The sequence below is a fragment of the Luteolibacter rhizosphaerae genome, assembly GCF_025950095.1.
GTDB lineage: Bacteria > Verrucomicrobiota > Verrucomicrobiia > Verrucomicrobiales > Akkermansiaceae > Haloferula > Haloferula rhizosphaerae.
Genome location: NZ_JAPDDR010000003.1, coordinates 51,730 through 78,515, shown reverse-complemented (window position 1 = coordinate 78,515; position 26,786 = coordinate 51,730). Strand labels below are relative to the sequence as shown.

The window sequence follows — 26,786 nt, the reverse complement described above, 5'->3', positions numbered from 1 at the left end:
TTTGCGTATTGGTCTTCGCCCTTCGGTTTAACCCAAAACCCAAATGTCCTACCTGCCCTCTTTCCGGGCCGGCCTGCGCCCGCATGGGATCATCCCGCGGTAGCCGCTTGCCTGCTTGCCTGTACCGCCGTGTCGCGAGCCCAGCCGGGACTGGATGCGCCGGAGGCGATCGGCCCTTTCCTAAACGGGAATTTTCCCGCTGTGGAGTCGACGGCGGCAGGGGAGTGGACGGTCCGGGAGACTTATCAGGGGATCAATATCAACCTGCCGATGCACCTCACCCCTTATCCGGGGACGAGCAAGCTGCTGTGCGTGGCGAAGGAGGGGCGGATCTTCCTGTTCGAGGACGATGCGGCGGCGACCAGCACGGAGACCTTCCTCGATTGGCGCTCGAACACGTTCACCGCCAGTGATTCGGGGATGACCTGGCTGGTGTTTCACCCGGAGTTCGGGCAGGCGGGCTCACCGAACCGCGGGTATGTGTACATCACCTACAAATGGGCTCCGCCGAGCGGCGGGAATGGCAACGAGGCCTATTGGCGGCTTTCGCGATTCACGGTGCCGGATGGGAGTCAGGCGGCAGACCCCGGCAGCGAGCAGATCCTGATCCAGCAGTATGACCGGCAGCAGTTCCACGATAGCGGCTGCATGATGTTCGGGCCGGATGGCTATCTCTACGTGGCGATCGGGGACGAAGGCGGGGCGAACGATCAGTACAACGTCGCGCAGAAGGTTGATGAGCGGCTCTTCTCCGGGATCCTACGGATCGATGTGGACCAGAAGGCGGGGAGTCATGGGATCCGGCGTCAGCCCGTGCAGTTCGCGATGCCGTCCGGTTGGCCTAACAGTTTCACCGCGAACTACGGTATTCCGGACGACAATCCCTTCGTGGATGCGGGTGGCGCGCATCTGGAGGAGTTCTACGCGATCGGCCTGCGCCAGCCTTATCGCTTCTCCTACGATGCGCCCACGAACCGCATCTGGATCGGCGAGAGCGGACAGGATACGGAGGAGGAGCTGTGCCTGCTCGCTGCCGGGGCGAACTATGGCTGGCCCTTCATCGAGGGGGCTTCGCCGGGGCCGAAGGCGATGCCTCCCGTGGTGCATGGCACGGTGACAGCGCCGGTGTGGCGGGTGCGGCATGCGGACGGGCCGGATGGCTGCGTGGTCGGCGGCTTCGTGTATCGCGGCAGCGAGTTCCCGGAGCTTAGCGGCAAGTTCCTCACGGTGGACAATGTCAGCGCGCGGATCCGCTCCTTTGATTATGCGGACGGGGCGGCCACGGGAACGATCCTCACGGACATGCCGAGCGGTAGTGTTTATAGCGGCACTTCGACCATCGGTAAGGATCACGCGGGCGAGCCGGTCTTCATCAAGATCAATGGCACCGGGGCGCGGGGGCGCTTCATGAAGCTGGCCGTGGAGCCGCCCGCGACGACGAATCCAGTGTGGTATCGTTTCGAGGACCGGGCCGCTGCGAATGTCTCGGGCTACGTCTCGGACAATCCGGGGGACCGGAGCGTGGACGTGATCGACAATGGCCTGGCCATGCAGGTGTACGATGATGGTAGTAGCAGCGGTAACGTCATCTACTCGGCTCCGAATGGTCTCACACCTTCCGGAATGACCGGTAATACCGGTGGCATCCACACCCGCGCGGGCGGTGATGGGGATGGCTATCCCGGCAATGGTGCGGGCGGGCTGGCGATGCCCGACAAGATGGGTAGGCTGGACGACTTCACGATCGAGCTGAGCTTCAAGCCTGAGGCAGGCTCTCTAACAAGCGGCAGCTACCAGTGCTTTCTGGGTCTGGACGGTGCCAGCGGCACCACGCCGATCGACAATGAGGCGGGCCCGCCGATCCAGCCCTTCCGCCTGATGCGCTGGGGCCGGAGCAATCCGCAGGGAAATACCCAAGTGGCGCTGCAGAACGGGGATCTCTTCCTGGACGTCCGCACGCTGAACCCGGCGACACAGCAGTGGGTTTCCACGCCGATCCACGTGATCGATCGCAACGAGTTTTTGGCGGACCGCTGGTATCATCTGGCGATCGTCGGCAAGGTCAGCGATGGCACGCTGCGGGTCTATTCTTACGATAACGGGAGCTACACGCAGATCGGCTTGGCGAACGGCTATGTGGGGAATCTGCAGTCGGGGGCATGGAGCATCGGGCGGGGGATGTACAACTGGAATCCCGCGGATCACGCGAACGGCGCGGAGTTCGATGAGGTCCGGATCGCGAATGTCGCGCTGAGTCCGTCGCAGTTTCTTTACGCCGGGACTTGGCAGCCAACGATCATTGTCACCGAGCCGCCAGCCTTGCTCTCGGAGACCGGGGCGTTTTCGGATCTCGCCACGCTCACGCCGGCGCCCGGGGTGTTTCCGTATGGAGTGAATGCACCCTTGTGGTCGGATGCCTCGGCGAAGAAGCGGTGGATCGCGCTGCCCAACGATGGCAACCACAACACCACGGAGGAGAAGATCGGCTTCAAGCCGAACGGGGATTGGTCCTTTCCCGCCGGGACGGTGTTCATCAAGCACTTCGAGCTGGCGACCGATGAGAGCCAGCCGTCCGTGCACCGGCGCTTGGAGACGCGCTTCATCGTCATGCCGACGACCGGGGAGCCCTATGGCGTGACCTACCACTGGCTGCCGGATGGTAGCGATGCGGAGTTGCTGCCCGGTGGCTTCAGCGAACCGATCACCATCACGGAGGCCGGTGGCGGGACGCGCGTGCAGACTTGGGAATACCCGAGCCGCACGGACTGCCGTGTCTGCCATAATGGCAATGCGGGGCACGTGCTCGGGCTGAAGACGCACCAGCTTAATGGCGATCTCACCTACGACCGGACGGGTCGCACCGCCAATCAGCTTGAGACTTTGGGTGCGCTCGGCTGGTTCGACTCCGGCTACAATCCGGCGCAACTGCCATGGTTCTTGAAGGCGAAGAACATGGCGGATAATTCGGCGAGCTTGGAAGAGCGGGTTCGTTCCTATCTCGATTCGAACTGCGCCCAATGCCACCGTCCCGGCGGTGTGCGCGCATTCTTCGATGCCCGCTTCACCACGCCGCTGCCTGCGCAGGGCCTGATCCGCGGCGAGCTGGAGGTGCCGTACTTCGATCCGGGGGATCGGGTGGTGGTTCCCGGCGATCTGGCACGCTCGATTTTGAAGGTCCGCCACGGCACCGCAGGCACTCTGAAGATGCCGCCGATCGCGAAGAGCCTGGTGGATGAGCAGGCGGCGCAGGTCATTGGCGATTGGATCCAGTCCCTACCGGCAGCACCAGCGGTGCACCTCGTGGCGCCGTCCGGAGCGGGAGGCTCCTACACGGTCGGCGTGCACTTCAGCGAGGCGGTCACCGGTCTCAGCGCTTCCGACTTCTCGGTGCTGGGTGCCAGCGCCAGCACCCTCACAGGCAGCGGCCAGGATTACACCCTCACGCTCACGCCGCACGGCTTCGGGGATGTTCTGGTGAGCCTGCCCGCGGGCAAGGCACAGGGGGCGGGAGGGGAAGGAAACTTCGCCTCCGCGGAAGTCCTCACCACCGTGAGCGATGCCAGCCTGCTGGCCTGGCTAAAGTTCGACAATGGCACGGGCGTTTCCGCGACCGACAGCTCGCCTGAGGAGAATCACGGCACCCTCATCGGAATGGAGGAGAGCGATTGGATCGCCGGCAAGTTCGGCGGTGCGCTGGCCTTTGATGGCGCGGCAGAGGTCGTGAACATGGCGAATCCGGTCACGGGTGATTTCACGATCTCCTTCTGGATGCGCAGCACCCAGGTCTTCCAAGTGGCGAACACCGTGCCGGCCGGGCGTTCCATCGTCAGCGCGGATAGTCCGGGCCCCGCGGCGGATTTCATGATCGGCGGCACCCAGAGTGCCAGCGGCATGAACCGAATTTCCTTCCAGACCGGCTGGGCCGGGGGCGCTTTTCCGAATGTGGTCTTGCACGGCACGAGTGCGGTGAACACCGGCCAGTGGGTCCACATCGGCATCACGCGCGTGCAAGCCAGCGGCGAGATGAAGATCTACGTGAACGGCATGCTGGAGGGGAGCGCGAACGGCAGCACCAGCAGCTTGAACTCGAACGCGGTGCTGACCTTGGGTGGAAATGCCGCCAGCGCGGATTTCAACTATCAGGGCGATCTTGACCAGTTCCGCCTTCACGGCCGAGCACTCTCCGCTTCCGAGATCGAGGATCTGGCTCAGGAGACCGGTGGCCTGCCACCGTATCAGCAGTGGCTCGCCACCTGGTTCGCCGGGTTGACCCACCTGCACGGCATCGCCCTCGATCCGGAACGCGACGGGATCTCGAACTTCGGTGAATTCGCCTTCGGCACGAACCCGCAGGTCTACGATAGCGTCCAGACCCCGCTGAGCCGCGCTGCCGATGGCAGCGTGACCCTGAGCTACCTTGCACGAAAAGCTCCCGCGGGAGCGGGTTATCACGTCCTCGCCGCCGATGATCTTACCACGTGGGAGTCCATCGATCCGGAACTCACGAACATTCAGCGCGAGGATCTCGCGGGCACGGACTACGAGCGGGTGACGGTGACCTACAGCCCGCCCAACGGGACGGAGCGGCAGTTCTATCGCATCGAGGCGGTGCCGGAGTAAAGGGAGGTGAATTGACTTTCTTACTTTCCGTCCTTACCGTGATGGGGTGAAAGCTCGGGTCACTTCCAAAGGCCAGGTCACGATTCCAAAGGCTCTGCGGGACAAGTTTGGGATTTTGCCGGGAGGGACCGTGGATTTCATCGAAACTTCGGACGGTATCCGTTTGAAGAAGGTGGTGAACCACCAGCAAGGTGCAGCGGTACTCGGCTGTTTGAAGGATGAGCTCTCCGGGGGATCCGTGGAGGAGTGGATGAATGGTCTGCGCGGTCCCGTCGAGATCCCCGGTAAATGACTACCGTGACGATCGATACTTCAGTTCTTCTCGCCATCTTCAAAGGTGAGCCTGAAGGGAGTCTCTGGCTGGGGAAATTACAGCAGCTTGCCGAGACGGCAGCCCTGCGGGTGAGCCCTGTGGTTCTGGCGGAAGTCCGCTCCTTCTTTCCTTCAGACGAACCTTGTCTCGAGGCTCTCGAATCACTCCAGATCCAGTATAGCGAATTGGAAGCGTCCTCTGCGTTGCTGGCTGGAGCGGTGTTCAGGAAATACCGCCAAGCCGGTGGACCGCGCACCACCATCCTCCCCGACTTCATGGTAGCGGCCCACGCCGCCAAACAAGCGGATGCCCTGGCGACTAATGACAGGGGCTATCTGCGAACTTACTTTCCCAAGTTGCGCTTGGTCTCGATCTCGGAGGAGGGGTGAGCCCAAACCCCTTGACCGAAGGAACAGTGCGCCGCGATCCGAGGGTCGACGAACTTGAAGCGGAAGCGGGGACCGGCGCTTCCCATCTTGGTCCTGTCATCATCCTGAAGCGTCAAATTTCGCGTTTGGAATTTCGGGCCGGGCCTCTCACGCTCGTCGCGTGTTCCAGATCGTTTTCAATGAAATCAGCGCCGCCGAGATCTCGCGTCTCGACACGCTGGAGCAGCTCGAATTGCTCGATGAGTTCAAGGTCACCGAGAAGGATCTGGAGAACCTCGGGGATGACCGCTTTGGGAAGATCGAACGGGATGGTCGCACGCTCTACCGCTTCCGGGCAAAGGACTGGCGCTTCTATTTCGAGGTGAAAGACGGATTCGTGATCGTCCACCGCGTGCTGCACAAGGGCACCTTCTCGGATTTCGCTTTCCGCTCCAAGATCCCGATCGGCGAGGACGAGGAACTGGCCAAGTCGAAGCACTTCTGGAAGCTGATCGACGAAGGCCGGGCTGCCCGACGGCTGTAGAATGGGACTCTCCCGGCGGCGCTCAATAGGCCGCCGCCGAGGTAGCCAGCACGCCCGGACCGCGCAGGCGTTCCAAGCGCTCGATTCCGGAGCGGACATCCCGCAGCAGGGCATCGAGATCCTGGCGGAGCTCCTCGTCGGTTTCCGGATCATTCCACAGGCGCATCAGCACACGCTCCAGCCGACGGTCGCTGCGCTCACATTCGCGGGGCAGGCCTTCGCGGAAGGTCGGGAAGCGGCGGCTGACGAGGCTCATCCAGATTTGCTGGAAGCCAGCCTCGCGGCTGAAGCCGAAATCCGGCGCTTCACCCTCCCGTTCGATCCATCCGGCGATCCGGTCCGCCTGCTCGTTCCGAGCGATCGCCAAGTCGTTGCAAACCTGCGTCAAAATCCGCGACTCCGAAATCGAGGCCGCATGAAGATAGGCAGCGACGGCGTCGAGGGTGCGGGTGAGAGCGGTTTGGAGGGACACGGAAGACGCTTGGGCTGGCAGGCGAAGCTCGTTCATCCCTCTCTCTTCGCAAAAGACGTGCCGCTTTTGATCTCTTGATTCGATTGCTTGATAGATCAGCGCTTTCCGCTGCGGGGTGACGGCGGCGTCACGCGCGTCCGCGAGCAAACTGCAAATTCATGAGCCTCCCCGATGGCGCTTTGCAATCATCCGGAGCACTCCTTGGCATCCTCCACGGCACGCGACCAAGCCTCCGCGAGGGTAGGATGGTAGTGGGGAATGCGCAGGTAGTCGGAGAGCGTGAGTTGCTGCTCGATCGCCGCCTGCAGCAGGTGGCCGGTTTCCACCACATCCGGGCCGATGCCTGCCGCGCCGAGCAGCCGTCCGCTGGCGGGATCAGCCAGCACCTTGACGAAGCCGTGGCGCGATCCCGCGATCATCCCTTTCCCGTGATCGGCGTAGGTCTGGCGGCCCACGATCACCTCGATTCCGTCCTCCTTCGCCGCCGTCTCGGAGAGCCCGATCTGGACACACTGCGGTTCGGTGAACCAGCCCGACATGGCGGAGTGCCGCGGCCATTCGGCGGCGCTGCTGAAGTGATCGTCCCGCAGGGAGAGCAACGCATTCCGTGCTGCCACCTCGCCCTGCAGCACGGCCAAGTGCACCACCGGTACGGGGCTGGCGCAGTCCCCGGCAGCATAGATGCAGCGAAGGGAGGTGGCCGCCCGTTCGTCGATCAGGATCCGACCCTTTTCCATGGCGATGCCGATCTCCTCCAGCCCGAGTCCGGCGGTCGCCGGCCTTCTGCCGGTGGCGACGAGCAGGGCATCTGCCGTGAGTTCTGAGGTCTCTCCGGAGAGCTTCAGGCGGAAACCGTCCGGTCCGTGTGAGACCGACTCCGCCTCGGTTTCCTTCAGGAATCGAATGCCGCGCTCGCGACTCTCCGCCTCCATGGCCTCCGCGATGTCCGGATCGCTGTTCCCCATGATCCGCTTGCCGCGGGCGATGACGGTGACCGCGCAGCCGAAGCCCTCGAAGAGATGGGCGAATTCCATTCCGATCGCGCCGGAGCCAAGGATGGCGATCCGCTTCGGGATATCGGGGAGCTGCACCACATCGTCGCTGGTCCAAAAGGGAGTGTCCTTCAATCCCGGGACCTGCGGCACCGATGGCAGCGAACCCGTGGCGATCACGAAGGTCCGGGCTTCCAGCATCCGCGGTTCGGAGTTCTCCGCTTGGAACAGGATTTCCTTCGCCGAGCGAAAGCGGGCGGATCCACGTAGCAACGCATAGGGAGCTTTCTCCATCGCATGCACGCGGTCTTGGCGGAAGTCATCGATCAGCCGGTGAAGCCGTTCCCGTAGTGCGGGGAGATCCAGCTGCGGTTCCCCGGCGCGGAAGCCGAAGCGTGCGGCTTCCCGCGTCATGCGCATCCGGTTCGCGGTTTCGATCAGGGCCTTGGAGGGCATGCAGCCGCGCAGGATGCAGAGCCCGCCGAGTTCATCCGCGGATTCCACCAGCGCGGTCTTGGCTCCAAGTTCCGCGGCGGTCCGTGCGGCGGCATGCCCGGCACTGCCGCCACCGATCACGATCAATTCGAAGGGCGAATACATGGTGCTCAGGAGGCGCGGGTGATTTCGCGGCGGGTCACGGCATCCGCGCTCAGCCAGCCGGATTCACCGCGGGTGAAGGCGAAGGTGGTTTCGGTGGCGAAGTCACCGTCCCGGTAAACATGCCTCTCAATCTCGATCCGCTCCATGGTCATGCGGATCATGTGGAAGCCTTGGGGCTCCCCTTGAAGGCGGGTCGAGCAAACGGTCGCGGCTTGTGACACGACACTCCGCCAGGCGCCCGCGGGTCCCACGGCATCCAAGTGCGAGCAGTGGAAGTGGCCGCAGAGGATGAGATCCACCCGGCGGCGTGCGGTCATTTCCAGCAGCTTGTCCAGCGGCTGGACCAGATCCCGGCGGTGGCCCTCCGGCGCGACCAAGGGGTGGTGCAGCACCAGCACCTTCAAGCAGCCGGGCGCACCGCTCAGGCGCTGATCCGCACGCTTCAGTTCCTCGCATGTGATCCTGCCCTTCGACCAGTCTAGATAGGGTCCGTAGGGCTTGTTGCTATTCACGCTGACCACATGCAGTCCCGGTGCGGTATGTACCGGTTCGATCTCGCGGCCGAAGGTTTGGCGGTAGCGCTCAAAGGGAAGCAGCAGCCGGTGCAGCGGCTGATTGAAGGCCGGGATATCGTGGTTCCCCGGCACCACCAGGCGGGGGCGCGGCAGGCGCTCCACGAAATAGCGGGCATCTACCAACTCGCTGCGGCGAGCCCGCATCGTCAGGTCCCCGCTCAGCACTGTCAGGTCCGGGGAGTAGCCGGGAGCCCGGCTGAGAAAGAGCGAGGCCACCGCTGGATCGGCCGCGCCGAAGTGAGGGTCGGAGAGATGGAGGATGCGGATCATGCCGACACCTCGCTTTCCTCCTCCGCCAAATTCTCCTTGGTGGTCAGGACCCGCAGGTGCTCCGGCTTGATCTTCATCTTGATGGGAAAGGACATGCGGATGATCTCACCGTCCAGCATCAGCACGCAGTCGCGCCGCGTTCCCCCCCTCAACTCCAGTTCGGACGATTGGAAAATGATCAGCTCCGGGTTCTTCTCCTGCCGACCGAAGATGTAGTCCAGCATCCCGCGCATGGCCGCCCGGGCATCGCGCTGGGTGCCGACGTAGGCGGTCAACTTACCGGAGCGAAACTCGGTGCGGGCGGGCACGATGCCGGTCGCCGCCTTGTAGCGACCGGGGACGAAAGCGCAGAACTTGGTGCGGGTCGTGCCTTCCCCGCCATCCCCGCGCCACGCGAGGTGGAGTGGGCGGGCGCGGGCGAAGAACTTGGGGAGTCCCATCACCAGCTTCAGGGATTTCTTCCACCAGCGCCCGCCGTGGTCGCGGCGTTCAAAGGTCTTCGCGAACTCCGGATAAAAACCGAGGATGGTCGTGCACAGGCAAGTGTGCCCGGAGACATCCATCACATCAATCGGGTGCGGTTCCGCGGTGGCGAGGAAACGCGCGGCTTCCTCCATCTCCAGCGGCACGCCCAGATCTCGGGCGGCGAGATTGAAGGTGCCCATCGGCAGGATCCCCAAGGCGATCCCGGTGCCGCCGAGATGCCGCGCCGCGGCGGAAACCGTCCCGTCGCCCCCGGCTACGATGATCGCATCCGGCTTGCGGGCGGATGCGGATTCCAAGGCGTGATCGAGGCCGCCGGGTTCGACGAGGGTTGAGTTCATTTCATGGCCCGCCTCGCGGAAGATCTCCTCAACCATTTGGGAAACTTCCCGTGCGTCGAGGCCGCGCTCGTTTCCGCCGGAACCGAGATTGAGGAGGAGATGGTAGCAGGGCATGGGTCCGCATCCTCTATATCAGCCTTCGTGCCGGATGCGCGGCAGGGTTAAATTTTTGATAACCAAGAACTAAGATGATGAAGAAGGGGCCGGGGCGGTGCAAGTTGCGGCGGACTAGCCGCTATGTTTGCGAAATGCAATCGGCTGGGGGGAGGGGGGTGCGCGCAAGGAGGGATTAAAATTTTCTCATTTTCAGTGTGTTATGAAGGCTGCTGAAAATTGGTTCGGTGCCTGCAATAAGAGGAGCCGCTATGAATCCCATCCTTCTACCCCAGAACAGCACCTGCCGTTTTTCCGGAAAGCGTCGTCGGTCGTGGCCCGCTTGGGTGCTCGGTTTGGCCCTCTTGGCCGGATCCTTCAGTTTAAATTCCTGTGGCACCGCTCGCGGCTTCGGCAGCGATGTTGAGAGAGCGGGAGACAAGATCCAAGACGCGGCAACCCGCTGAGGTTCCGCTTCTGTTGAAGCAACAAGCCCGCTCCGGTCAGGAAACCGAGCGGGCTTTTTCGTGTGGTTAGGGACCAAGATGGACGGAGTGGATAGGATGGGAAAAGGCCGTGCAACCGAATGGGCGGCACGGCCTTGCAGGTGGAGTCGGAGTCCAAGACTTCAGTCCAAGAAGCTGCGGAGCATCCAGGCGGATTGCTCGTGAGACTGGAGCAGGTCGGTGAGGAAGTCGGCGGTGCCGGCGTCACCCGCTTCGTCGAGGGTATCCACCGCCTTGCGGACTTCGCGGGCGGCAGCCTCATGGTCGTCACGGAGCGCGGCGATGGCCTCGTCTCCATTGACCAGAGCGCCGGGCACCTCCTTTAGGGTCGAATTGGCGAGGAACTCCTTCATTGAGCCGGGGCTCGCGTGACCCAGCATGCGGATCCGCTCGGCTGTCTTGTCGATGGCCAGGGCCAACTCGTCGTATTGCTTCTCGAAGAACTCGTGCAGGGTGTGGAAGCGGTGTCCGGTGAGGTTCCAGTGGAAGTTCCGGGTCTTCGCGTAGAGCACGTGTTGATCGGCTAGAATCGCGGAAAGCAGTTTCACGGCTTGGCTGCGCACCTTGGAATCGAGCCCGATGTGGATGACTTCTCCGGCAGGAGAAGGGGAGCTTTTGGCGGCTTTCTTAGCGGCTTTGTTTTTCATGGTTTCACCTTCCATTTTAGCAAGCCACGCGCCGCTGTGACAGGGCATGCATATTGTTTTGGATGTTAGTTATATATGCCTATTTTGGGAGCGGAGAAGCCGCTTAAACGCGGTGCATATTGCACTATGCAGTTTTTGGATGCTGTCAGACATCCCCTAAAAATGGAAGGCGGACATGAAGCCTTGGACTCCAAGGAAATATGAAAACGCGTTTGAGAAAATGCGCAGTATGCCGCAACAAATCGTTTCGTAGGAAACGGATTCTACATAACAAATACGCGGCACCGTCCTGAACCCAAACCCGGTTTCCGAGAAACCCTCCTTCTTCTCACCGCAGAACCCGCCTCCTTCCGGCGAAATCCTTGATCGTTTCTGCCCCGGCTCCCGCCGGAGCTCCCGGCGTCTTTGCGCGCCCTCGTGCCTTCGTCTCTTGAACCCACTATGCCTATGAAAACCCCAATCCGAACCTCCGTAACCCGGGAATCGCTTGCCGACCGCGTCGTACAATTCCCGCTGGATCGCCAGCCTCATCGCCGGCACCGCCTTCCTCGGTTCCTCCGCTCTCGCCGTGAACAACTTGTGGGACGGTGATACCGCCGCAAGCGACTGGAACACGCCGGGCAACTGGAGCCTGAACCGTGTCCCCGCCAACCCCAACGGTGCGCCGAGCGGCGACCTTTTCGATGACGCGGTGATCAACACGATCACGCCGAACTATCCGATTGTTACGGTAAGCCCGACCTCCACGCCGCGGGATATCCGTGTGGGCACGGGCGGGGTGGTCACCGGTCGGGTGGATCACAAGGGCGGAACGGTCTCCACGGGTAACACGAACTGGGCCTTCGTCGGCGCGGGGAACGCGGGTGCGAACGGCACCTACAACCTGGCGGACCCCTCGACCAGCGGTGGAACGCTCACCGGCATGGGCCTGAGCGCCGGCACTCTCAAGGTCGGCGGCACCAGCACGTCTTCGGGCCGCCTCTACGTGGGTGGCGATGATGCGGGTGGCGACTCCGGCACCGGGATCTTCAACATGAACACCTCCGGTGGCCTGACGATCGGGAACGATCTGGTCGTGGGTTCGCAGGGCGGCACGGGCACCTTCAACCTGGATGCCGGCACGGTGACCGGCGGTGGCTGGCAATTCGTCGGCACCGCGGGCGGCACCGGCACGCTCAATATCAGCGGCGGCACCATCAATCACAATGCGGGCTCGCGGACCTACATCGGCATCGGGAACTCCTTTGGCAAACTCAACATCTCCGGCGGTACGTACACCAACTCGGTGAACGACAACAACTCGATGTTCGTGATCGGCTTGGGCAACACGGCCAATGCGAACACCTCGAGCGTCACGATGACCGGCGGCACCATCAACGCCACCCGCCGCTTCTCGGTGGGCGGTATGGATGCCGGCAACGGCGACAACAACGCCGCCTTCATCGGCATCGGCAAGGGCGCGATGACCATGAACGGCACCGGCGCTCTGCTGGCCCTGAATGGCGAGCTCTGGCTCGGCCAAGGCGCGGGCAGTACCGGCAACTTCGACTTCCAAGCGGGAACGATCACGGTGAACAACTGGATCGCGATCGCCCGCGGTGGCGTCGGTAACTTCACCCAGAGCGGCGGCACCCTGACCAAAACCGGTGGCGGCAGCGTCTCGGTGGCGAACTTCAGCGCGGCGGCCGGCACGCTGACGGTGAGCGGCGGTCTCTTCGATATCCAATCGGGTAACCTGATCGCCGGTGAAGGCGGCACGGGCTCGGCGAATGTGACGATCAGCGGCTCCGGCCACATCAAGGCTCCCCAAGTGCTGGTGGGTGCCGGCGGCACGGTGGTTGCCGAACTCAACCTGGACGGCGGCTCGCTGACGACCTCGATCATCAACGGTGCCGGCGGCGGCACTTCGAATGTCGATTTCAACGGCACCCAGATCACGGCCACCGCGATCCAGCCGACCTTCGTGGTCAACTGCGATAGCATCGACATCGAGGCCAACGGCCTGTTGCTGAATACGAACGGTTTCGCGGTCGGAATCGGCCAAGCGCTCCCCGGGAGCGGTGGCATCGTGAAGTCCGGTGCAGGCACCCTCACCCTCAGCGGAGCAAACACCTACGCGGGTGTCCGCACGGTCAACGGCGGCAAGCTCGCGATCAGCACCGCGGAGACGGGCACGGGAGCGCTCACCGTGGCAGACGGTGCCGGTTTCGGCCTGACCACCGCGGTGATCGACCAAGCACTCACCGTGGCGAATGCCAGCTTCGGCAGCACCGGGGCCAGCACGCTCGACCTGAACCTGGGTAACTTCCCCGGCAACGCGACGAATGCTCCGCTGAACGTCACCGGCACCCTGACCGTGAATGGCACGGCCACCATCAATGTGGCCGACGCGCTCCCTGCCACCGGGGTTATGCCGCTGGTGCGGTTCAATGGCGCGATCGCTGGCACTGGCACCTTCGCCCTCGGCACTTTGCCAAACGGCATGGTCGTGAGCCCGAACGTGCTCACCATCGACCCGAACTTCTACGGCCCGGGCCAAGGCCTGATCTATCTGGATGTGGATAGCGTCTCGCTGCCGCAGTGGACCGGAGCCACCGATGGCAACTGGGACACCACCACGCAGAACTGGACCGATCTGGTGAGCGGACTGCCCACTACCTATGCGAACCCGGCACCCGTGCTCTTCAATGACACCAACGTGACCACCCCGAGCGTGGTGCTGAACACCACGGTGGCACCGAGTTCGGTGACCTTCAACAACTCCAGCGTCTTCTACGACCTGAGCGGTGCCGGGAAGATCACCGGCAGCACCGGGCTGACCAAGCTCGGCACCTCCGTGGTGCAAATCATCAACACGAACGACTACACCGGCGTGACCACCTTCGGTGGCGGCACGGTGCAGATCGACACGCTGACGAACGGCGGCGTGGCGAGCCCGATCGGTGCGGCTGCGGCCAATGCCTCGAACATCGTCTTCGCGGGCGGCACGCTTTATTACACGGGAGCGGCCACTACCACCAACCGCGGCTACACCATCAATGCTGCGGACAATACCGTGAGCAGCGGGCTGTATATCGATTTCGATCTCACGATCGGCGGGACGGTGAACACGGTCTTCGGCAAGTTCGCCAAGCAGGGCGAGGGCATCCTGACCTACACCAACCCCGGCGCGAACGTGCTGGCGAATGGCTCGAACGCCGTGCCCGGTGCCTATCGCATCGAGCAGGGCGGTGTGGTCCTGAGCGGCGGCGGCACCCAGACGAGCACCGTAACCGGTGAATTCTGGGTCGGCTCCACCACCGCTTATCCGGCCACCCTCACGCTGAACAACACCTCGCTCACCACGAACACTTGGATGTCCGTGGGCCGCGGAAACGGCACGACCGGACTGGTCTCCTCGGTCACCGCCACCGGTTCGACCATCGCCACTGGCAGCCTCTCGATGGGCTTCGCGAACGGTGTGACCGGTCACTTGGCGACTTCCAACGTGACGCTGAACAGCTCGTCCTTCACCACCGGCACGACCTACGTGTCAGAGAGCGCGGGCTCGACCGGTAACCTCACGCTGAACGGCTCCACCTTCACGGCGGGCACGATGATCGTGGGTCGCCTTTCGGGATCGAACGGGACCTTCACGATGAACGGAGCCTCCACCGCGAGCTCCACCGAGTTCACCGTGGGTCAAGATGCGACCTCCGTGGGTGCGGTGCTGATGAACGGCACCTCGGTCTTCAACACGGCCAACCGCGTGCTGTTTGGCAACGTGGCTGGCGCGAGCGGCTCGCTCACGGTGGCGAACAACGCGGTATTCAACCGGACCGGCAGCTACCTGTCGATCGGCGTGAACGGCACGGGCTCGGTGACGGTGAAGGACAGCGGCCACTTCAACAACCCGGTGGGCGACTTCAACGTGGGTGACGTGGGCACCTCGCAGGGCACGCTCAACCTGCAGGATACGGGCTTGATCACGGCGGGCGGCACGGTCTTCGTCGCCAAGAACACGGGCACCGCGGGCACGATCACGCAGACCGGCGGCACCTTCAATGCGGCCGGATGGATCACCATCGGACGCTTCACCGGCAGCTCCGGCACCGTCAACATCAGCGGCGGCACCATCAACCAGAACGGCACCACGCAGGCCTTCTACGTGGGTGAGGAAGGAGTCGGCACGCTGACCGTTTCCGGCACGGGCGCGGTCAATGCGAATGGCCCGGCGCTTTACCTCTCGAACGTGGTCGGCGCCAACCTGGGCACCGGCACGGTGAACCTGAACGGCGGCACGATCACCGCCAAGCGGGTGAGCGAGAACGGCGGTGGCGGTGGCAGCGGCACTTTCAACTTCAACGGCGGTCTGCTCAAGGCCGGCGCGAGTGCGAATGCCGCCTTCATGGAAGGCCTGAATGCCGCGAACGTGCTGGCGAACGGTGCGAACATCGACAGCAACGGCCAGAACATCGCGATCGCCCAAGCCCTGCTCGATGGCACGGGTGGCGGCGGCCTGACCAAGACCGGCACCGGCGTGCTGCAACTGAATGGCACGAACACTTATACCGGGACCACCACGGTCTCCGCCGGCTCGCTCGGCGGCACCGGATCGGTCGCGGGTCCGCTGGCGGTTTCGGCCGGAGCCTCGGTGGCCCCGGGTGCGGCGGCGGTCGGCACTTTCGCGGCGGGAGCCACGACCATCACCGGTGAGTATGATTGCGAGATCAACGGCATCACCGCCGACAAGCTGGTAGTGAACGGTGCTCTCAATGTCAGTGCCGCCACGCTGGATCTCGCGGTCCTCGGTGCACCCACCGCTCCGGCCCTGATCATCGCCAGCTACACGGGAGGCGTTCCGGCGCCATTCGCTGCGGTGAACAACCTGCCGGCCGGTTACACGGTGAACTATGCCTACAACGACGGCCTCACCTCGACCAATATCGCCCTTGTCCAGTCGACCACGCCGTATGGCGCATGGGCGCAGAGCTTCGGTCTCGATCCGCTCACGGATGGAGCCCCGGGTTTCGACAAGGATGGCGACGGCCAGGTGAACAGCGTGGAGTTCGCGCTCGGCGGCTCCCCGGTCAGCGGCAGCGACAACGCGAAGGTCTACCGGCTCTCGGGTGATAGCGATGCGGATGGGGATTCGAACAACGAGCTCCTCCTGACCATCGCGGTGCGCAATGGCACGCCGGCTTTCAGCGGCAGCCCCTCGCCCACCGCGACGCATGAGGGCTACACCTACACCGTGCAGGGTTCGCTGGATCTGGCGAACTTCAACAGCGCCGTCGCCGTGGCCACTCCGGTCGTCACCGGCCTGCCTGCGGCTCCGTCCGGTTACACCTACCGCACCTTCAGCCTGACGGCCTCGAACGGGCTTCCGGGCAAGGGCTTCCTGCGCGTGACCGTCACGCCCTGATCCGGCTTGAGCCACTCCATGGGCCCCGGCTGCTACAAGCGGCCGGGGCCTTTTTTGTCTTCCTTGTGAAGCTCCCCGATCAAGTCCAAGGTAGCGCATGGCGGATGCATTGAGCGAACTGACGGCGGGCTTCGGCGCGCTGAAGGAGATGTCCTATCAGGATCGGGCCGCGGGTCTGCAGCGTCTCGCCGATCTCTTGGAAGCCCGACAGGATGAGCTCGCCCGGCTGATGGCGGAGGAAATGGGCAAGCCGGTGAAGCAGGGTAGGGCGGAAGCGGTGAAGTGCGCCAGTGCCTGCCGCTACTACGCCGAGCACGGCGCGGCCATGCTCGCCCCGCAGGAGCGGGAGGGTGCCACCATCATCTATCAGCCGCTCGGCACCGTGCTAGCCATCATGCCTTGGAACTTCCCCTTGTGGCAGGCATTCCGCTTCGCTGCGCCTGCGCTCATGGCCGGGAATACCATCCTGCTCAAGCACGCCACGAATGTCCCCGGCTGCGCGAAGGCGATTGTCGCGTTGGTCGCGGAAGCCTTCGGGCGTGGGGATCTGATCCATGCCGTGTTCATCCCGGGGAAGGAGGTCGAGCCTCTCATTGCGGATCCGCGCGTGCGCGCTGTCACCTTCACCGGTAGCACCGAGGCGGGCCGGAAGGTCGCCGCTGCCGCGGGCAAGCACTTGAAGAAGTCAGTGCTCGAGCTTGGCGGCAGTGATCCCTACCTCATCCTCCACGATGCGGATCTGGCCGCTGCCGCGAAGACCTGCGCCGCCGCCCGCATGGTCAATGGCGGGCAGAGCTGCATCGCGGCCAAACGCTTCCTCGTCGCCGCGACCGTCCACGACGAATTCGTCGATCTTCTCGCGAAGGAACTCGCGGTTTTTGTGCCGGGAGATCCCTTGAACGAGGCCACGCTGCTCGGCCCGATGGCGCGCGAGGATCTCCGCGATGAAATCCACGCGCAGGTAAAGGATAGCGTGGCGGCCGGCGCCACCCTCGTACTCGGCGGGGAAATCCCGGAACTACGAGATAAGTCGTACTATCCGGCCACGCTTCTAACGGATGTGAAGCCCGGCATCCGCGCTTTCGATGAGGAGACCTTCGGCCCCGTGGCCGCGGTGGTGAAGGTATCGGGTGACGAGGAAGCTGTCTGGCTCGCGAACCTCACGCCCTTCGGCCTTGGTGCGGCCGTTTTCTCTTCCGATCCGGCACGTGCCCGCGCGATTGCGGAGCGGATTGAGAGCGGCACCGTGGCCATCAATACGCAAGTCGTTTCCGATCCGCGCTTCCCCTTCGGGGGCGTGAAGGACAGCGGCTGGGGCCGTGAACTCGGTGAGGAAGGCATCCGCGAATTCGTGAACGTGAAGACGCTGCGCTAAGACTCTCTATCCCGCATCCGCGAAAAATCCTTCTTGCCAGCCGGGAAAAAGCGGCCAGTGTCCGCGCCCCGCCGTTGCGGGTTGTGCGATCCAGGAGACGTCTTTGTCGTGGTTTCCAGGATCATCCGTCCTTGAACCACCCGACATTGTCTTATGGAAACACCTCCATTCTCCGAACTGGGGCTTACGCCCGAATTGCTCGCCGCCGTCGAATCCCTGGGTTTCGAGCGTCCCTCGCCGATCCAAGCCATGGCCATCCCGGTCGCGCTGACCGGTCGCGATATCCTCGGCCTTTCGCACACCGGGTCCGGTAAGACCGCCGCGTTCACGTTGCCGCTGCTGGCCCGCCTCGATTTCAAGAAGCGCCTACCGCAGGCCCTGATCCTCTGCCCCACCCGCGAGCTTGCGGTGCAGGTGTGCGAGGAAGTCCACCGCCTTGGCTCGAAGCTCGGTGCCCTGCGCGCCGTGCCCGTCTATGGCGGCGCGCCGATGGACCGCCAGCTCCGCGCCCTGCGCGATGGCGTGCAAGTCGTGGTCGGCACTCCCGGCCGCGTGATGGATCACGTGCGCCGCGGGTCCTTCGATGTCAGCGGCATCGCTACCATCGTGCTCGATGAGGCGGACCGCATGCTCGACCTCGGCTTCCGCGAGGAGATGGAAGAGCTACTCGGCCAGCTCCCGCCGGAGCGCCAGTCGATGTTCTTCTCCGCGACCATGAGCCGTGGCGTTGCCCACCTCATCGGCCGCTTCGGCAAGGATCCGCAGACGATCCAGATCGAGCAGAAGGCCAAGACGGTCTCGACCATCGACCAAAGCTACTTCGAAGTGCGCGAGCGCTCGAAGGTGGAAGTGCTCTCCCGCTTGCTCGACATGGAGCAGGCCCGCCTCGCCATCATCTTCTGCAATACCAAGCGCTCCGTGGACGAGTGCACGGAAGCCCTGCTCGCCCGCGGCTACACTGCGGACCGCCTGCACGGGGATATCACCCAGCAGATGCGCGAGCGAGTGCTGCGCCGCTTCCGCGAAGGGACCATCGAACTGCTCGTCGCCACCGATGTGGCCGCCCGCGGCCTGGATGTGGAGAACATCGATGTGGTCTTCAACTACGACCTGCCCCAAGACCCGGAAGACTACGTGCACCGTATCGGCCGTACCGGTCGTGCCGGTCGCAGCGGTCGTGCCGTCAGCTTCGTCTTCGGCCGTGAGATCCACCGTTTGGAGATGATCGAGCGCTACACGCGCCAAGTCATCCGCCGCGAGAAGGTGCCGTCTCAAGAGCAGGTGGAAGGCCGTCTGGCCGACCTCGCCTTCGAGGAGGTTAAGGAGCGCCTGGAGAAGGGCGAGTTCCAGTCCCACGAAAGCCAGATGGACCGCTTGTTGGAGCAGGGCTATACCCCCACGGATGTTGCCAGCGTGCTCTTCACGCTGCTGCGCGAATCGCGTGGCCGCGAGTTCGGCGAGATTCAGGAAGACCGCGAGGATCCGCGTGATCGCCAGCGCCGCGAACGCCGCGAGCCGCGTGAATTCCGCGAGCGCGAGCCGCGCGGGAATTTCAACGAGCGTGGCCCGCGTGAAGACCGCGGTCCGCGTGAGCGCCGCGAAGGCCCGCACGACAATGCGGAGATGGTGCCGCTCTTCTTCTCGCTCGGGAAATTCCACGGCGTGAAGGTCGGCGAGATCATCGGCATGCTCTATGGCGAAGCCGGCCTGCCGGATGGCGCCGTCGGTCACGTGAAGCTCTTCGCGAAACATAGCTGCATCGACGTGCGCAAGGACTGCGCCGAGCGGCTGATCCAGATCTCGAAGGGGGCGAACCTCCGCGGCCGGAACTTCATCCTCGATTACGATCGCGGACCGAAGGACGGCGGGAACAGAGGTTGATCGAGGCGCTTCCTCCATACCTCTTCCCCAGCCTTCCCTGCCAATTCGGCACGGGCGGCGGAAATGCACGGGGATGTCCGAAACATCATGGCGGCTGCGGGTTTTCGTCCCGCATCCTCCATCCGATGAAGACCAAGGTCTTGCTCTCTTCTTTCCTCCTTGCTGGCGTGCTTATCGCCAGCGAGGCAGACGACGGCTCAAAGCCACGCACCTGGGTCTCGAACGACGGCCGACCCATCGAGGGTCTCTACTTGCGTGCGAACTCACAAGCGGTGGTCATCAAGCGCGGCGATGGCAAGGAAGTCGCGCTACCCCTACGCTTCCTTAGTGCCGCCGACCGAGAGTGGGTGCAGCTCAAGCTTGCCAGCGAGACCGCGTCGAGCGCGCCGGAAGAGAAAGTCCGCACCCATCTCAAGTACAAGCTCTCTGGCGGTTCCGAGAAATGGCCTGAAGAACGGCGCAAACGCATCACCGATGCCATGGATGCCGCCGTGGAGCTCTACAACAAAACCGGCGTTTTCAAGAAGGAGCTCACCGCGAACAACAGCCCGGGCACTCCCACCGCGGATGCGAACTACGATGGCTGGATCAACTTCGGCGGCAGCATCAACCGCCGCGTCGCGCTGCATGAGATCGGCCATACCCTGGGCATCGGCACCCACTCGAATTGGCAGGCGAACATCAAGGACGGCAAGTGGACCGGCAAGCATGCGCTGGAGCAGGTCCGCCAGTTCGATGGCAAGGACGCGGTGCTCCACGCCGACCGCATGCACTTCTGGCCCTACGGCCTGAACTTCGACAACGAGTCCAGCAAGGAGAACGACCTCCGCCATGTCCTCATGGTCGCCGCCATGCGGAAGGACATGGGTATTGATTGATGCAGCCTATCGCTCTTCGTTTGAAAAGGGATAAGGCAGGAAGTCGCTGCCATCGATCAGGTAGCCGCGGGTCCTTGTGGCCTCATCATCGGCAGAGAAATCCGCGATAACTTTTCCCTCGCGCACCAATTTGTCCCCGTCGAGAACGGCTCCGGGATCGAGACGACAGTGATGGAGCAACTTGAAGTCCTTCGAAAGGCAGAGCAGGAAACCGTGGCTGCGTGCCATCGCCTGCTCCCCTCCTTTGGCCTTGGATCGCATGAAGGTAGCCGTCGCCAGGAGAAACTCTTCCTCTCCACGCACCAAGGTCCCTAGCCAGGTTGCGGACTGCACATAATATGAATAGCTGCGGCCATCGTCCTCATAGATCTTCGGAGTGAGGTGATCGATTTTCGCCTCGTTCAAGCTGTCGATGACCTTGCTGAGAACGCTTGGCTGAGATTGAAACGCGGTGGCATCGCCGCCTATGGCCGGGGACGCACTGGCGACTCCGAAAAGCGCGATCAGGAGAGGTTTCATGGCTGGGCTCATACCAAAGGCTTGCCGTCATGCCTAATCCGCAATTCTGCAGTGCAGGTCCGCGCGGGCAAAGCCTCGCTTGCCAGATCGCTCCTGCGCGCTTGAGTGTCGGCATGCCGCCCCTCCGCCACCGGATCGCCTCGCTCCCGACGCTGGTCGTCCCGCCTCTGGCGCTGCTTTGCGCGTCCTGTGCTTCCCTGCACCGGAATGCCGATCAGTCCGACGAGATGCGCCCGCAGGCGGTCGATCCGCTCACGGGCACCGGGCAACTGGCGGTGAGTGCTTTCCGCTCCACCGGGATGGCGGCGGTTCGCCAACCTTTCACCACCATCCGCACCGGCCTCGCCGTGCTCTGGCATCGGCCCCGCGAGATCGTCACCGGAAATGTTCCGGCGGAGATCATCCCGCAGCCGCAGCCCACGGAGATTCCCGGCACGCCGGAGTTCGACAAGCTGCTCGACAGTAAGGGCATCCCCCTGCAGGAGCAGGGTAAGGTCTCCTTCCTTGTGGATGGCCGGGAATTCTTCGGGGAGGTGGACCGGCAGCTCGCCAGCACCAAGAAGACCGTGGATGTGCAGGTCTTCATCTACGACAACGACGACATCGCCGTCCGCTATTCGGATCTCTTCAAGCAGAAGTCGCAGGAGGCGAAGGTCCGCGTGCTTTTCGACGATCTCGGTAGCACCTTCGCCCACCGCGCCGCGCCGGAGACTCCCGCTCCCGCCGGATTCACGCCGCCTGCGGACATCGCCTCCTATCTCAAGAGCGGTTCGGAGGTACGCGTGCGCCGCACGATGAACCCTTGGTTGATCTGCGATCACACCAAGCTGCTGATCTTCGACCGCCGCACCGCGATTCTCGGCGGCATGAACATCGGCCGGGAATACTATTCCGAGTGGCACGACCTGATGGTGAAGGTCGAGGGGCCCGCCGTCGGGTCGCTGACGAAACAGTTCAACCGTGCATGGCGAAAGGCCGGCCCCTTCGGGGACTTCGCCCTTTTCCGCAAACCGGGCGAGGTCCAGCGACCGGAGAAGATCCCGGATGGCATTCCCGTCCGTCTGATGCGCACCGATGCCGCCCGCGGGCAGAGGCACATCCTGAATGCCTCCCTCCTCGCCATCCGGGCGGCGCGGAAGCGCATCTGGATCGAGAATCCCTACTTCGCCCACGATGAGACGGCCCTCGCCCTCGCGGCAGCGGCACGTCGCGGTGTGGATGTCCGCGTGATTCTCCCGGCCCGCGGTGACTCCACCATCATGGACGTGGGGAATCTTGCCACCGCCCGCGACCTGATCAACGCCGGGGCGAAGATCTACCGCTACCCGCGTATGACCCACATGAAGGTCATGATCTGCGACGGCTGGGCTCAGGTCGGCTCCGCGAACCTCGATACCCTCAGCATGCGGATCAACCGCGAGCTGAACCTCGCCTTCTCCGATCCGGCCACCGTGAAAGCGCTGGAGAACCGGGTCTTCCTCCCGGACTTCCGCGCCTCCAAGACCATCCGCGTGGAGGAAACCGCCTCGCCGATCGCCCCAATCGCCGAAGCCGTGGCCGACCAGCTTTGAGACTGGAGGGCGATCAAACTCCACCGCAAATCAGCCGAGGTCCGCGGATTTTGTACTTTGCGTCGGGCAAACCCGACGGAATGGTTCCCGGCATATGAAGTGGGGTGTGTATGCCGTTCTGGTCCTTTGCGTTGCTTTCATGTGGATGAAGTTCGCAGGGGCGGAGAAGGAGATCGAAAAACAGAAGCAGGAGCTGATCGAGATGAAGAATACCGGCGAGGATCTCGATGAGGAGATCAACACGCTGGAAAACAAGATCGAGGGCAAGGAGAGCGAGAAGACTTTCTCCGGGATCCTGCTCGCCTTCCTCACCGCCGGTCTGGTCGGCATCGTCTTCGTCATCCACGTCCTGCCGGCGATCGCCCAGCGCTTCACCCATGCGGTTTACGACAGCGCCGAGATGGTCGAAAAAGACCCGATGCACGATGCGCGTGCGAAGGTCGCCCAAGGCGATTGGGAAGGTGCTATCGAAGCCTTCCGCGCCGCCGCAGTCGCCGAGCCGCTCAACCGTCTGCCTTGGGTGGAAATCGCGAAGATCCAGATCGACCACCTGGAGGATGCAGGTTCCGCCGTCACGACCCTGCGCACTGCGATCGAAGGCCAGGAGTGGGAGGAAAACGATGCCGCTTACCTCATGTTCCGCCTCGCGGAGATCTACGACAAGGAACTGCATGACCGCAGCTCCGCCGCCACCACGCTCCAACAAGTGATGGAGCAATTCCCGGAAACCCGCCACTCCGCGAACGCCCGCCACAAGCTCCACGAGTGGGGGCTTGTCTGATCCCATGGCCGGACGGCTCCGCCGCACGGTGGAGCGCCACCCGCTGCTGTGGGTGGCTCTCGTCGCGGCTTCGGCGGTCGTCGCCGTGGACGGCCGCCCGCTCCAGGGCCTGATTGGTCTGGCGCTTTTCACCGGCCTGATCCTTCTGGCCCGGCAGTGGCGGATTGCCCTTGCCGCCTTGGCCTTCGCGCTTCTGGCGTGTCAACTTTACGGCCTGCGCTGGGCCACCCAGATCAAGGAGCGTTCGGCGATCGAACGCGAGCGGGTGCGCTCGGCGGAGATCACAGCCCGGATCGAATCGGACCCCCGATCTTCGGGGCGCGGTTGGGCGGCTCTGGTCGAGGTGGAAAGGGGAGGGGAGGGCTTGGTTTGGTTCCGTGGCGAGGGCACCGCTCCTCCGAGGGGTGCGACCATCTCGGCGAAGGGACGCTTCCTGCCATTCCCCCAGCAGCGGAATCCCGGGACCTTCGATGTCGCCTCCTGGCTCTATCGGCAGGGGGCATGGGGCAGCTTCGATGCGACCTCGGAGGCCTTCGAGGCCAAGCCGCCGCCGCCTCTCATCCGGATGCAGGAGGGGCTGCGGGAGAATTTCCGTCACTCCGTGACCAAGGGACTGGACCCGGCCGGGCCGGAGGCCGCCGTGATCCGTGCGATGGTCCTTGGCGATTATCCGGAGGGTGCGGAGAGCCTGGTGGAAGTGTACCGGGCGAGCGGCACGCTTCACGCCTTCTCCGTCAGCGGGATGCACGTTGCCATGGTCGGCCTGATCGGCTGGTTCGTGTTGAAGCTGCTCGGGGTGCCACGGCGCGGGGCCGTGCTGATCCTGCTCACCGGGATGCTTGCCTACGCCTGGGTCACCGGCATGAAGCCGCCAGCGGTGCGCTCGGTCATCATGGCGGCGGCCTTGCTCGGGGCTTTCCTCGTTCGCCGTCGCCCGGATCTTTTGAACGCGCTTGGGTTCGCATTGCTGGCCGCGGTGCTCACCAACGGGCATCTGATCTTCCAGATCGGCGTGCAGCTCTCCTTCGGGGTGGTCTTTGTGATCGGCATCGGCACGGCGGTGGCGGCGCGCCTGTTCACGTGGATCGAGAAGCGCGAGCCCTATCTGCCGCGTCCGCTCTACGGCAAGGCACGGGCGCTCTGGCTTTGGGTGCGGGAGTGGACGGCTTCCGCACTCGCGGCCTCGACCGCGGCAAGCATCGGCTCGGTGCCGTTAACGCTTTGGCATTTCGGTTTCGTGGCACCGGTTTCGATTCTGGCCAGCCCCTTGGTCGGTGTGCTGGTGCTGGGCTTGATGGCACTGGCCTTGGTGGCGGTGGTTTTCAGCCCCTTCCCGGCGCTGCAGATGACGGTGAACAAAGCGAACGGGCACGTGGCGAATGGCTGCACCCGCATGGCCGCCTTCTTCGCGGGCGTTCAAGGCGGGAACTCAACTCTGCCGCGTGGGCGTCCGGCGGAGAATTTCATGGTCGTCTTCGATCCCGGCTACGGCGGCGGTGCTTCCGTGCTGCATCAGGACGGATCGACCGTGCTGATCGATGCCGGCAGCCGCGCCTCCTTCCGGAGCGTTCTGAGCCCCTCGCTTCGCTACCTCGGGCTCCAGCCCGATAGCATCGCGCTGACCCATCCGGACGGCGGCCATATCGGCGGTGCGCTTGATTCCTTGGAGCTCTATCCGGTCCGGCAGATCCTCGGCCCGGTCAGCCGCGCACGGAGCTCGGTCTTCCGGGAACTGAACAAGGCGGCGGAAGCCAAGCATCTTCCCGTGCTCCTCGGCGTGCCGGGGAAGACCTATCCCGTCAACCGGGATACCTGGCTGGAAGTGCTCCACCAGCCCCCGCCGGATGACATGAACACCGTGGCCGATGAACGCGTCATGATCCTGCGCCTCCACTGGCAGGGCTGGCGCATCCTTTTCCTTGGCGATGCCGGATGGTCCACCGAGCGGAACATGATCGAGAGCGGCAAGGATCTCTCCGCGGACATCATCGTCGCCGGGCGGAACCGCCATGACTCTTCCATGGGCGATGACTTCCTCGCCGCCGTGAAACCGAAGGCGATCATCGCCAGCCACTCGGATTTCCCTTCGGAGGAACGCATCCCGCCGCGCTGGGCCGCCCACTGCGAGGAACTCGGCATCCGCCTCTTCCACCAAGGCCAGACGGGTGCCGTTACCATCGGCCTGGGCGAGGACAAGAGCCTCGACCTCCGCGGTTTCCTGAACGGTCAGGAACTGCATCTGGAGAAGTGAGGAAGGAAATCACCCCTGCTTCTTCAGCCTCAGTCCTTGCAAGGTCTTCCCTTGGCTTTCCCACAGGAGCTGGAAATCGGTCTTCGGGTAGAAGAACGCGTCCTCCGGCCAATCGAGGCTCTCGAACTTCCCGAATGTCGCTACCTTCTCCTCCGCCCACTCGAAGTACTCCGGGTGGTCCGTCTTGAAGAGGAATTCCCCGCCCGGTTCCAGAATCTCCCAGACCGCTTGCAGGAACTCCTCTTGGATCAGCCGCCGGCGGTGGTGCCGCAGCTTCGGCCACGGATCCGGGCAGAGCAGGTGCAGCCGTGATACCGAGGCGAGCGGCAGCAGCCACTCCGCCGTGTAGCGGCTTTCCAAGCGCAGCACCCGGGCATTTTCCAGCCCGCGCTTGCCGATGTTCTTGCACACCTTGCGCACCCGGCCCAGCAGGCGCTCCACTCCCAGGAAATCCCGCTCCGGATAGTGTTCCGCCATCTCCAGCAGGAACTTGCCATCGCCGCAGCCGAGATCGATCTCCAAGGGGCGATCCGGGCGCAGGATCTCCTCCCGCTCCATGCGGCGGAAATAATCCGCCGGGGTGAACTCGTATCGTTCCGGAACCCGTGCCAGCCGTGTTTCTTCCATCGGTGCCGCTTTCCAGCGTCCAGCCCGCCGGGTGGCAAGCCTTCATTTGGAACGCGGAACTTCTAACTTGGGTCTTCTTCCCGTCCCGTTCCCGCTTGACGCGCTTTCCCGCGGGTCGCTAGCTAGCGCATCCGTGGCGCCGCTACCCGGGGCCGCCCGCACATTTTCGCCACCACACACTCTCTCTCACACCGTGGACCTCAAGGAAATCCGCAAGATCGTCGAGCTCATGAACGAGCATGGCCTTACCGTCTTCGACATGTCGAAGGAGGGCTTCCACCTGAAGCTCCGCAAGGGCCCGGATCTCGATGCCTTGCGCGGCATGATGGCCGCCGCGCCCGCCGCCCCGGTCTACGCGGCCCCAGCTCCTGCTGCCGCCGCGGCCCCCGCAGCCGCTGCTGCTGCCCCCGCCGCGGAAGGTGAAGCGATCACCTCGCCGATGGTCGGCACCTTCTACCGCAAGTCGTCTCCGGATGCGCCTCCCTTTGTGAACGTGGGCGATGCCGTGAGCGAGGGCCAGACCCTCTGCATCATCGAGGCCATGAAGGTGATGAACGAGATCAAGGCCGAGAAGTCCGGCACCATTTCCGCCGTCATCGCCGAAGACGGCAATCCCGTCCAATTCGGGGACATTCTCTTCCGCATCAAGTGAGCCTCCCGCCCGGGAGCGCCGCC

At 63.8% G+C, this 26,786-nt stretch carries 20 protein-coding genes; 13 read left to right on the top strand and 7 right to left on the bottom strand.

The genetic code is table 11. From position 1 onward, the window contains the following. The first annotated feature begins 129 nt into the window (after positions 1 to 129). From OJ996_RS06165 to OJ996_RS06150, 4 genes are all read left to right on the top strand, one after another. Positions 130 to 4,620, top strand: coding sequence for a PQQ-dependent sugar dehydrogenase (locus tag OJ996_RS06165; protein WP_264512312.1), 4,491 nt, complete (start codon positions 130 to 132; stop codon positions 4,618 to 4,620). 46 nt (positions 4,621 to 4,666) lie between these two features. Continuing rightward, positions 4,667 to 4,912 carry an AbrB/MazE/SpoVT family DNA-binding domain-containing protein gene (locus OJ996_RS06160; protein WP_264512310.1) on the top strand — a complete coding sequence of 82 codons (246 nt, stop codon included), beginning with the start codon at positions 4,667 to 4,669 and terminating at the stop codon, positions 4,910 to 4,912. Next, on the top strand, positions 4,909 to 5,322 hold the full coding sequence (locus tag OJ996_RS06155) for a type II toxin-antitoxin system VapC family toxin (RefSeq protein ID WP_264512308.1): 414 nt from the start codon (positions 4,909 to 4,911) through the stop codon (positions 5,320 to 5,322). Before OJ996_RS06160 ends, OJ996_RS06155 begins: the two co-directional genes overlap by 4 nt. Positions 5,323 to 5,482: 160 nt before the next feature. Then, positions 5,483 to 5,845 (top strand): hypothetical protein, encoded by a 363-nt coding sequence (locus OJ996_RS06150; RefSeq protein ID WP_264512306.1) that lies wholly within the window; start codon positions 5,483 to 5,485, stop codon positions 5,843 to 5,845. Positions 5,846 to 5,867: 22 nt separating this feature from the next. Here OJ996_RS06150 and OJ996_RS06145 read toward each other — a convergent pair whose 3' ends face one another. The 4 genes from OJ996_RS06145 to OJ996_RS06130 form a co-directional block, all read right to left on the bottom strand. After that, entirely contained in the window at positions 5,868 to 6,353 is a 486-nt protein-coding gene (locus OJ996_RS06145; RefSeq protein WP_264512304.1) for a hypothetical protein, read from the bottom strand. A gap of 149 nt (positions 6,354 to 6,502) precedes the next feature. Continuing rightward, on the bottom strand, positions 6,503 to 7,909 hold the full coding sequence (locus tag OJ996_RS06140; RefSeq protein WP_264512302.1) for a dihydrolipoyl dehydrogenase family protein: 1,407 nt from the start codon (positions 7,907 to 7,909) through the stop codon (positions 6,503 to 6,505). A 5-nt stretch (positions 7,910 to 7,914) separates the two neighbouring features. Continuing rightward, a complete protein-coding gene (locus tag OJ996_RS06135; protein ID WP_264512300.1) occupies positions 7,915 to 8,754 on the bottom strand; it encodes a metallophosphoesterase family protein in 840 nt (279 codons plus the stop codon). Further along, entirely contained in the window at positions 8,751 to 9,692 is a 942-nt protein-coding gene (locus tag OJ996_RS06130; RefSeq protein ID WP_264512298.1) for a diacylglycerol/lipid kinase family protein, read from the bottom strand. The genes OJ996_RS06135 and OJ996_RS06130 overlap by 4 nt, the downstream gene beginning before the upstream one ends. Before the next feature lie 251 nt (positions 9,693 to 9,943). Here OJ996_RS06130 and OJ996_RS26410 point away from each other — a divergent pair, with 251 nt between their 5' ends. Next, positions 9,944 to 10,138, top strand: coding sequence for an entericidin A/B family lipoprotein (locus OJ996_RS26410; protein ID WP_345783767.1), 195 nt, complete (start codon positions 9,944 to 9,946; stop codon positions 10,136 to 10,138). A 161-nt stretch (positions 10,139 to 10,299) separates the two neighbouring features. Here OJ996_RS26410 and OJ996_RS06125 read toward each other — a convergent pair whose 3' ends face one another. Beyond that, complete coding sequence (locus tag OJ996_RS06125) at positions 10,300 to 10,824, bottom strand: Dps family protein (RefSeq protein ID WP_264512296.1); 525 nt, start codon at positions 10,822 to 10,824, stop codon at positions 10,300 to 10,302. Positions 10,825 to 11,311: 487 nt separating this feature from the next. Between OJ996_RS06125 and OJ996_RS06120 the strand changes: the two genes are divergently transcribed. The 4 genes from OJ996_RS06120 to OJ996_RS06105 all read left to right on the top strand — a co-directional run bounded on the left by OJ996_RS06120 (position 11,312) and on the right by OJ996_RS06105 (position 20,362). Beyond that, positions 11,312 to 16,228: a beta strand repeat-containing protein gene (locus tag OJ996_RS06120; RefSeq protein WP_264512294.1), complete on the top strand. Its 4,917-nt coding sequence runs from the start codon at positions 11,312 to 11,314 to the stop codon at positions 16,226 to 16,228. A 97-nt stretch (positions 16,229 to 16,325) separates the two neighbouring features. Then, the gene (locus OJ996_RS06115) at positions 16,326 to 17,603 is read left to right on the top strand and encodes an NAD-dependent succinate-semialdehyde dehydrogenase (protein WP_264512292.1); all 1,278 of its coding nucleotides are present in this window, start codon (positions 16,326 to 16,328) and stop codon (positions 17,601 to 17,603) included. 153 nt (positions 17,604 to 17,756) lie between these two features. Then, on the top strand, positions 17,757 to 19,484 hold the full coding sequence (locus tag OJ996_RS06110; RefSeq protein WP_264512290.1) for a DEAD/DEAH box helicase: 1,728 nt from the start codon (positions 17,757 to 17,759) through the stop codon (positions 19,482 to 19,484). A gap of 125 nt (positions 19,485 to 19,609) precedes the next feature. Next, positions 19,610 to 20,362, top strand: a complete 753-nt coding sequence (locus OJ996_RS06105) for a hypothetical protein (protein ID WP_264512288.1) — start codon at positions 19,610 to 19,612, stop codon at positions 20,360 to 20,362. A gap of 6 nt (positions 20,363 to 20,368) precedes the next feature. On the opposite strand, the gene OJ996_RS06100 is transcribed toward OJ996_RS06105, so the two are convergent. Continuing rightward, positions 20,369 to 20,881 (bottom strand): hypothetical protein, encoded by a 513-nt coding sequence (locus OJ996_RS06100; protein ID WP_264512286.1) that lies wholly within the window; start codon positions 20,879 to 20,881, stop codon positions 20,369 to 20,371. A 113-nt stretch (positions 20,882 to 20,994) separates the two neighbouring features. On the opposite strand from OJ996_RS06100, the gene OJ996_RS06095 reads away from it, so the two are divergent. From OJ996_RS06095 to OJ996_RS06085, 3 genes are all read left to right on the top strand, one after another. Further along, positions 20,995 to 22,452 (top strand): phospholipase D-like domain-containing protein, encoded by a 1,458-nt coding sequence (locus tag OJ996_RS06095; RefSeq protein ID WP_264512284.1) that lies wholly within the window; start codon positions 20,995 to 20,997, stop codon positions 22,450 to 22,452. A 145-nt stretch (positions 22,453 to 22,597) separates the two neighbouring features. Then, the gene (locus OJ996_RS06090) at positions 22,598 to 23,233 is read left to right on the top strand and encodes a tetratricopeptide repeat protein (protein WP_264512281.1); all 636 of its coding nucleotides are present in this window, start codon (positions 22,598 to 22,600) and stop codon (positions 23,231 to 23,233) included. A gap of 4 nt (positions 23,234 to 23,237) precedes the next feature. Beyond that, positions 23,238 to 25,484, top strand: coding sequence for a ComEC/Rec2 family competence protein (locus tag OJ996_RS06085; RefSeq protein ID WP_264512279.1), 2,247 nt, complete (start codon positions 23,238 to 23,240; stop codon positions 25,482 to 25,484). A 9-nt stretch (positions 25,485 to 25,493) separates the two neighbouring features. Here OJ996_RS06085 and trmB read toward each other — a convergent pair whose 3' ends face one another. After that, positions 25,494 to 26,111, bottom strand: a complete 618-nt coding sequence (gene trmB / locus OJ996_RS06080) for a tRNA (guanosine(46)-N7)-methyltransferase TrmB (RefSeq protein ID WP_264512276.1) — start codon at positions 26,109 to 26,111, stop codon at positions 25,494 to 25,496. A gap of 193 nt (positions 26,112 to 26,304) precedes the next feature. Between trmB and accB the strand changes: the two genes are divergently transcribed. Continuing rightward, on the top strand, positions 26,305 to 26,763 hold the full coding sequence (gene accB, locus OJ996_RS06075) for an acetyl-CoA carboxylase biotin carboxyl carrier protein (RefSeq protein WP_264512274.1): 459 nt from the start codon (positions 26,305 to 26,307) through the stop codon (positions 26,761 to 26,763). Positions 26,764 to 26,786 lie beyond the last annotated feature (23 nt).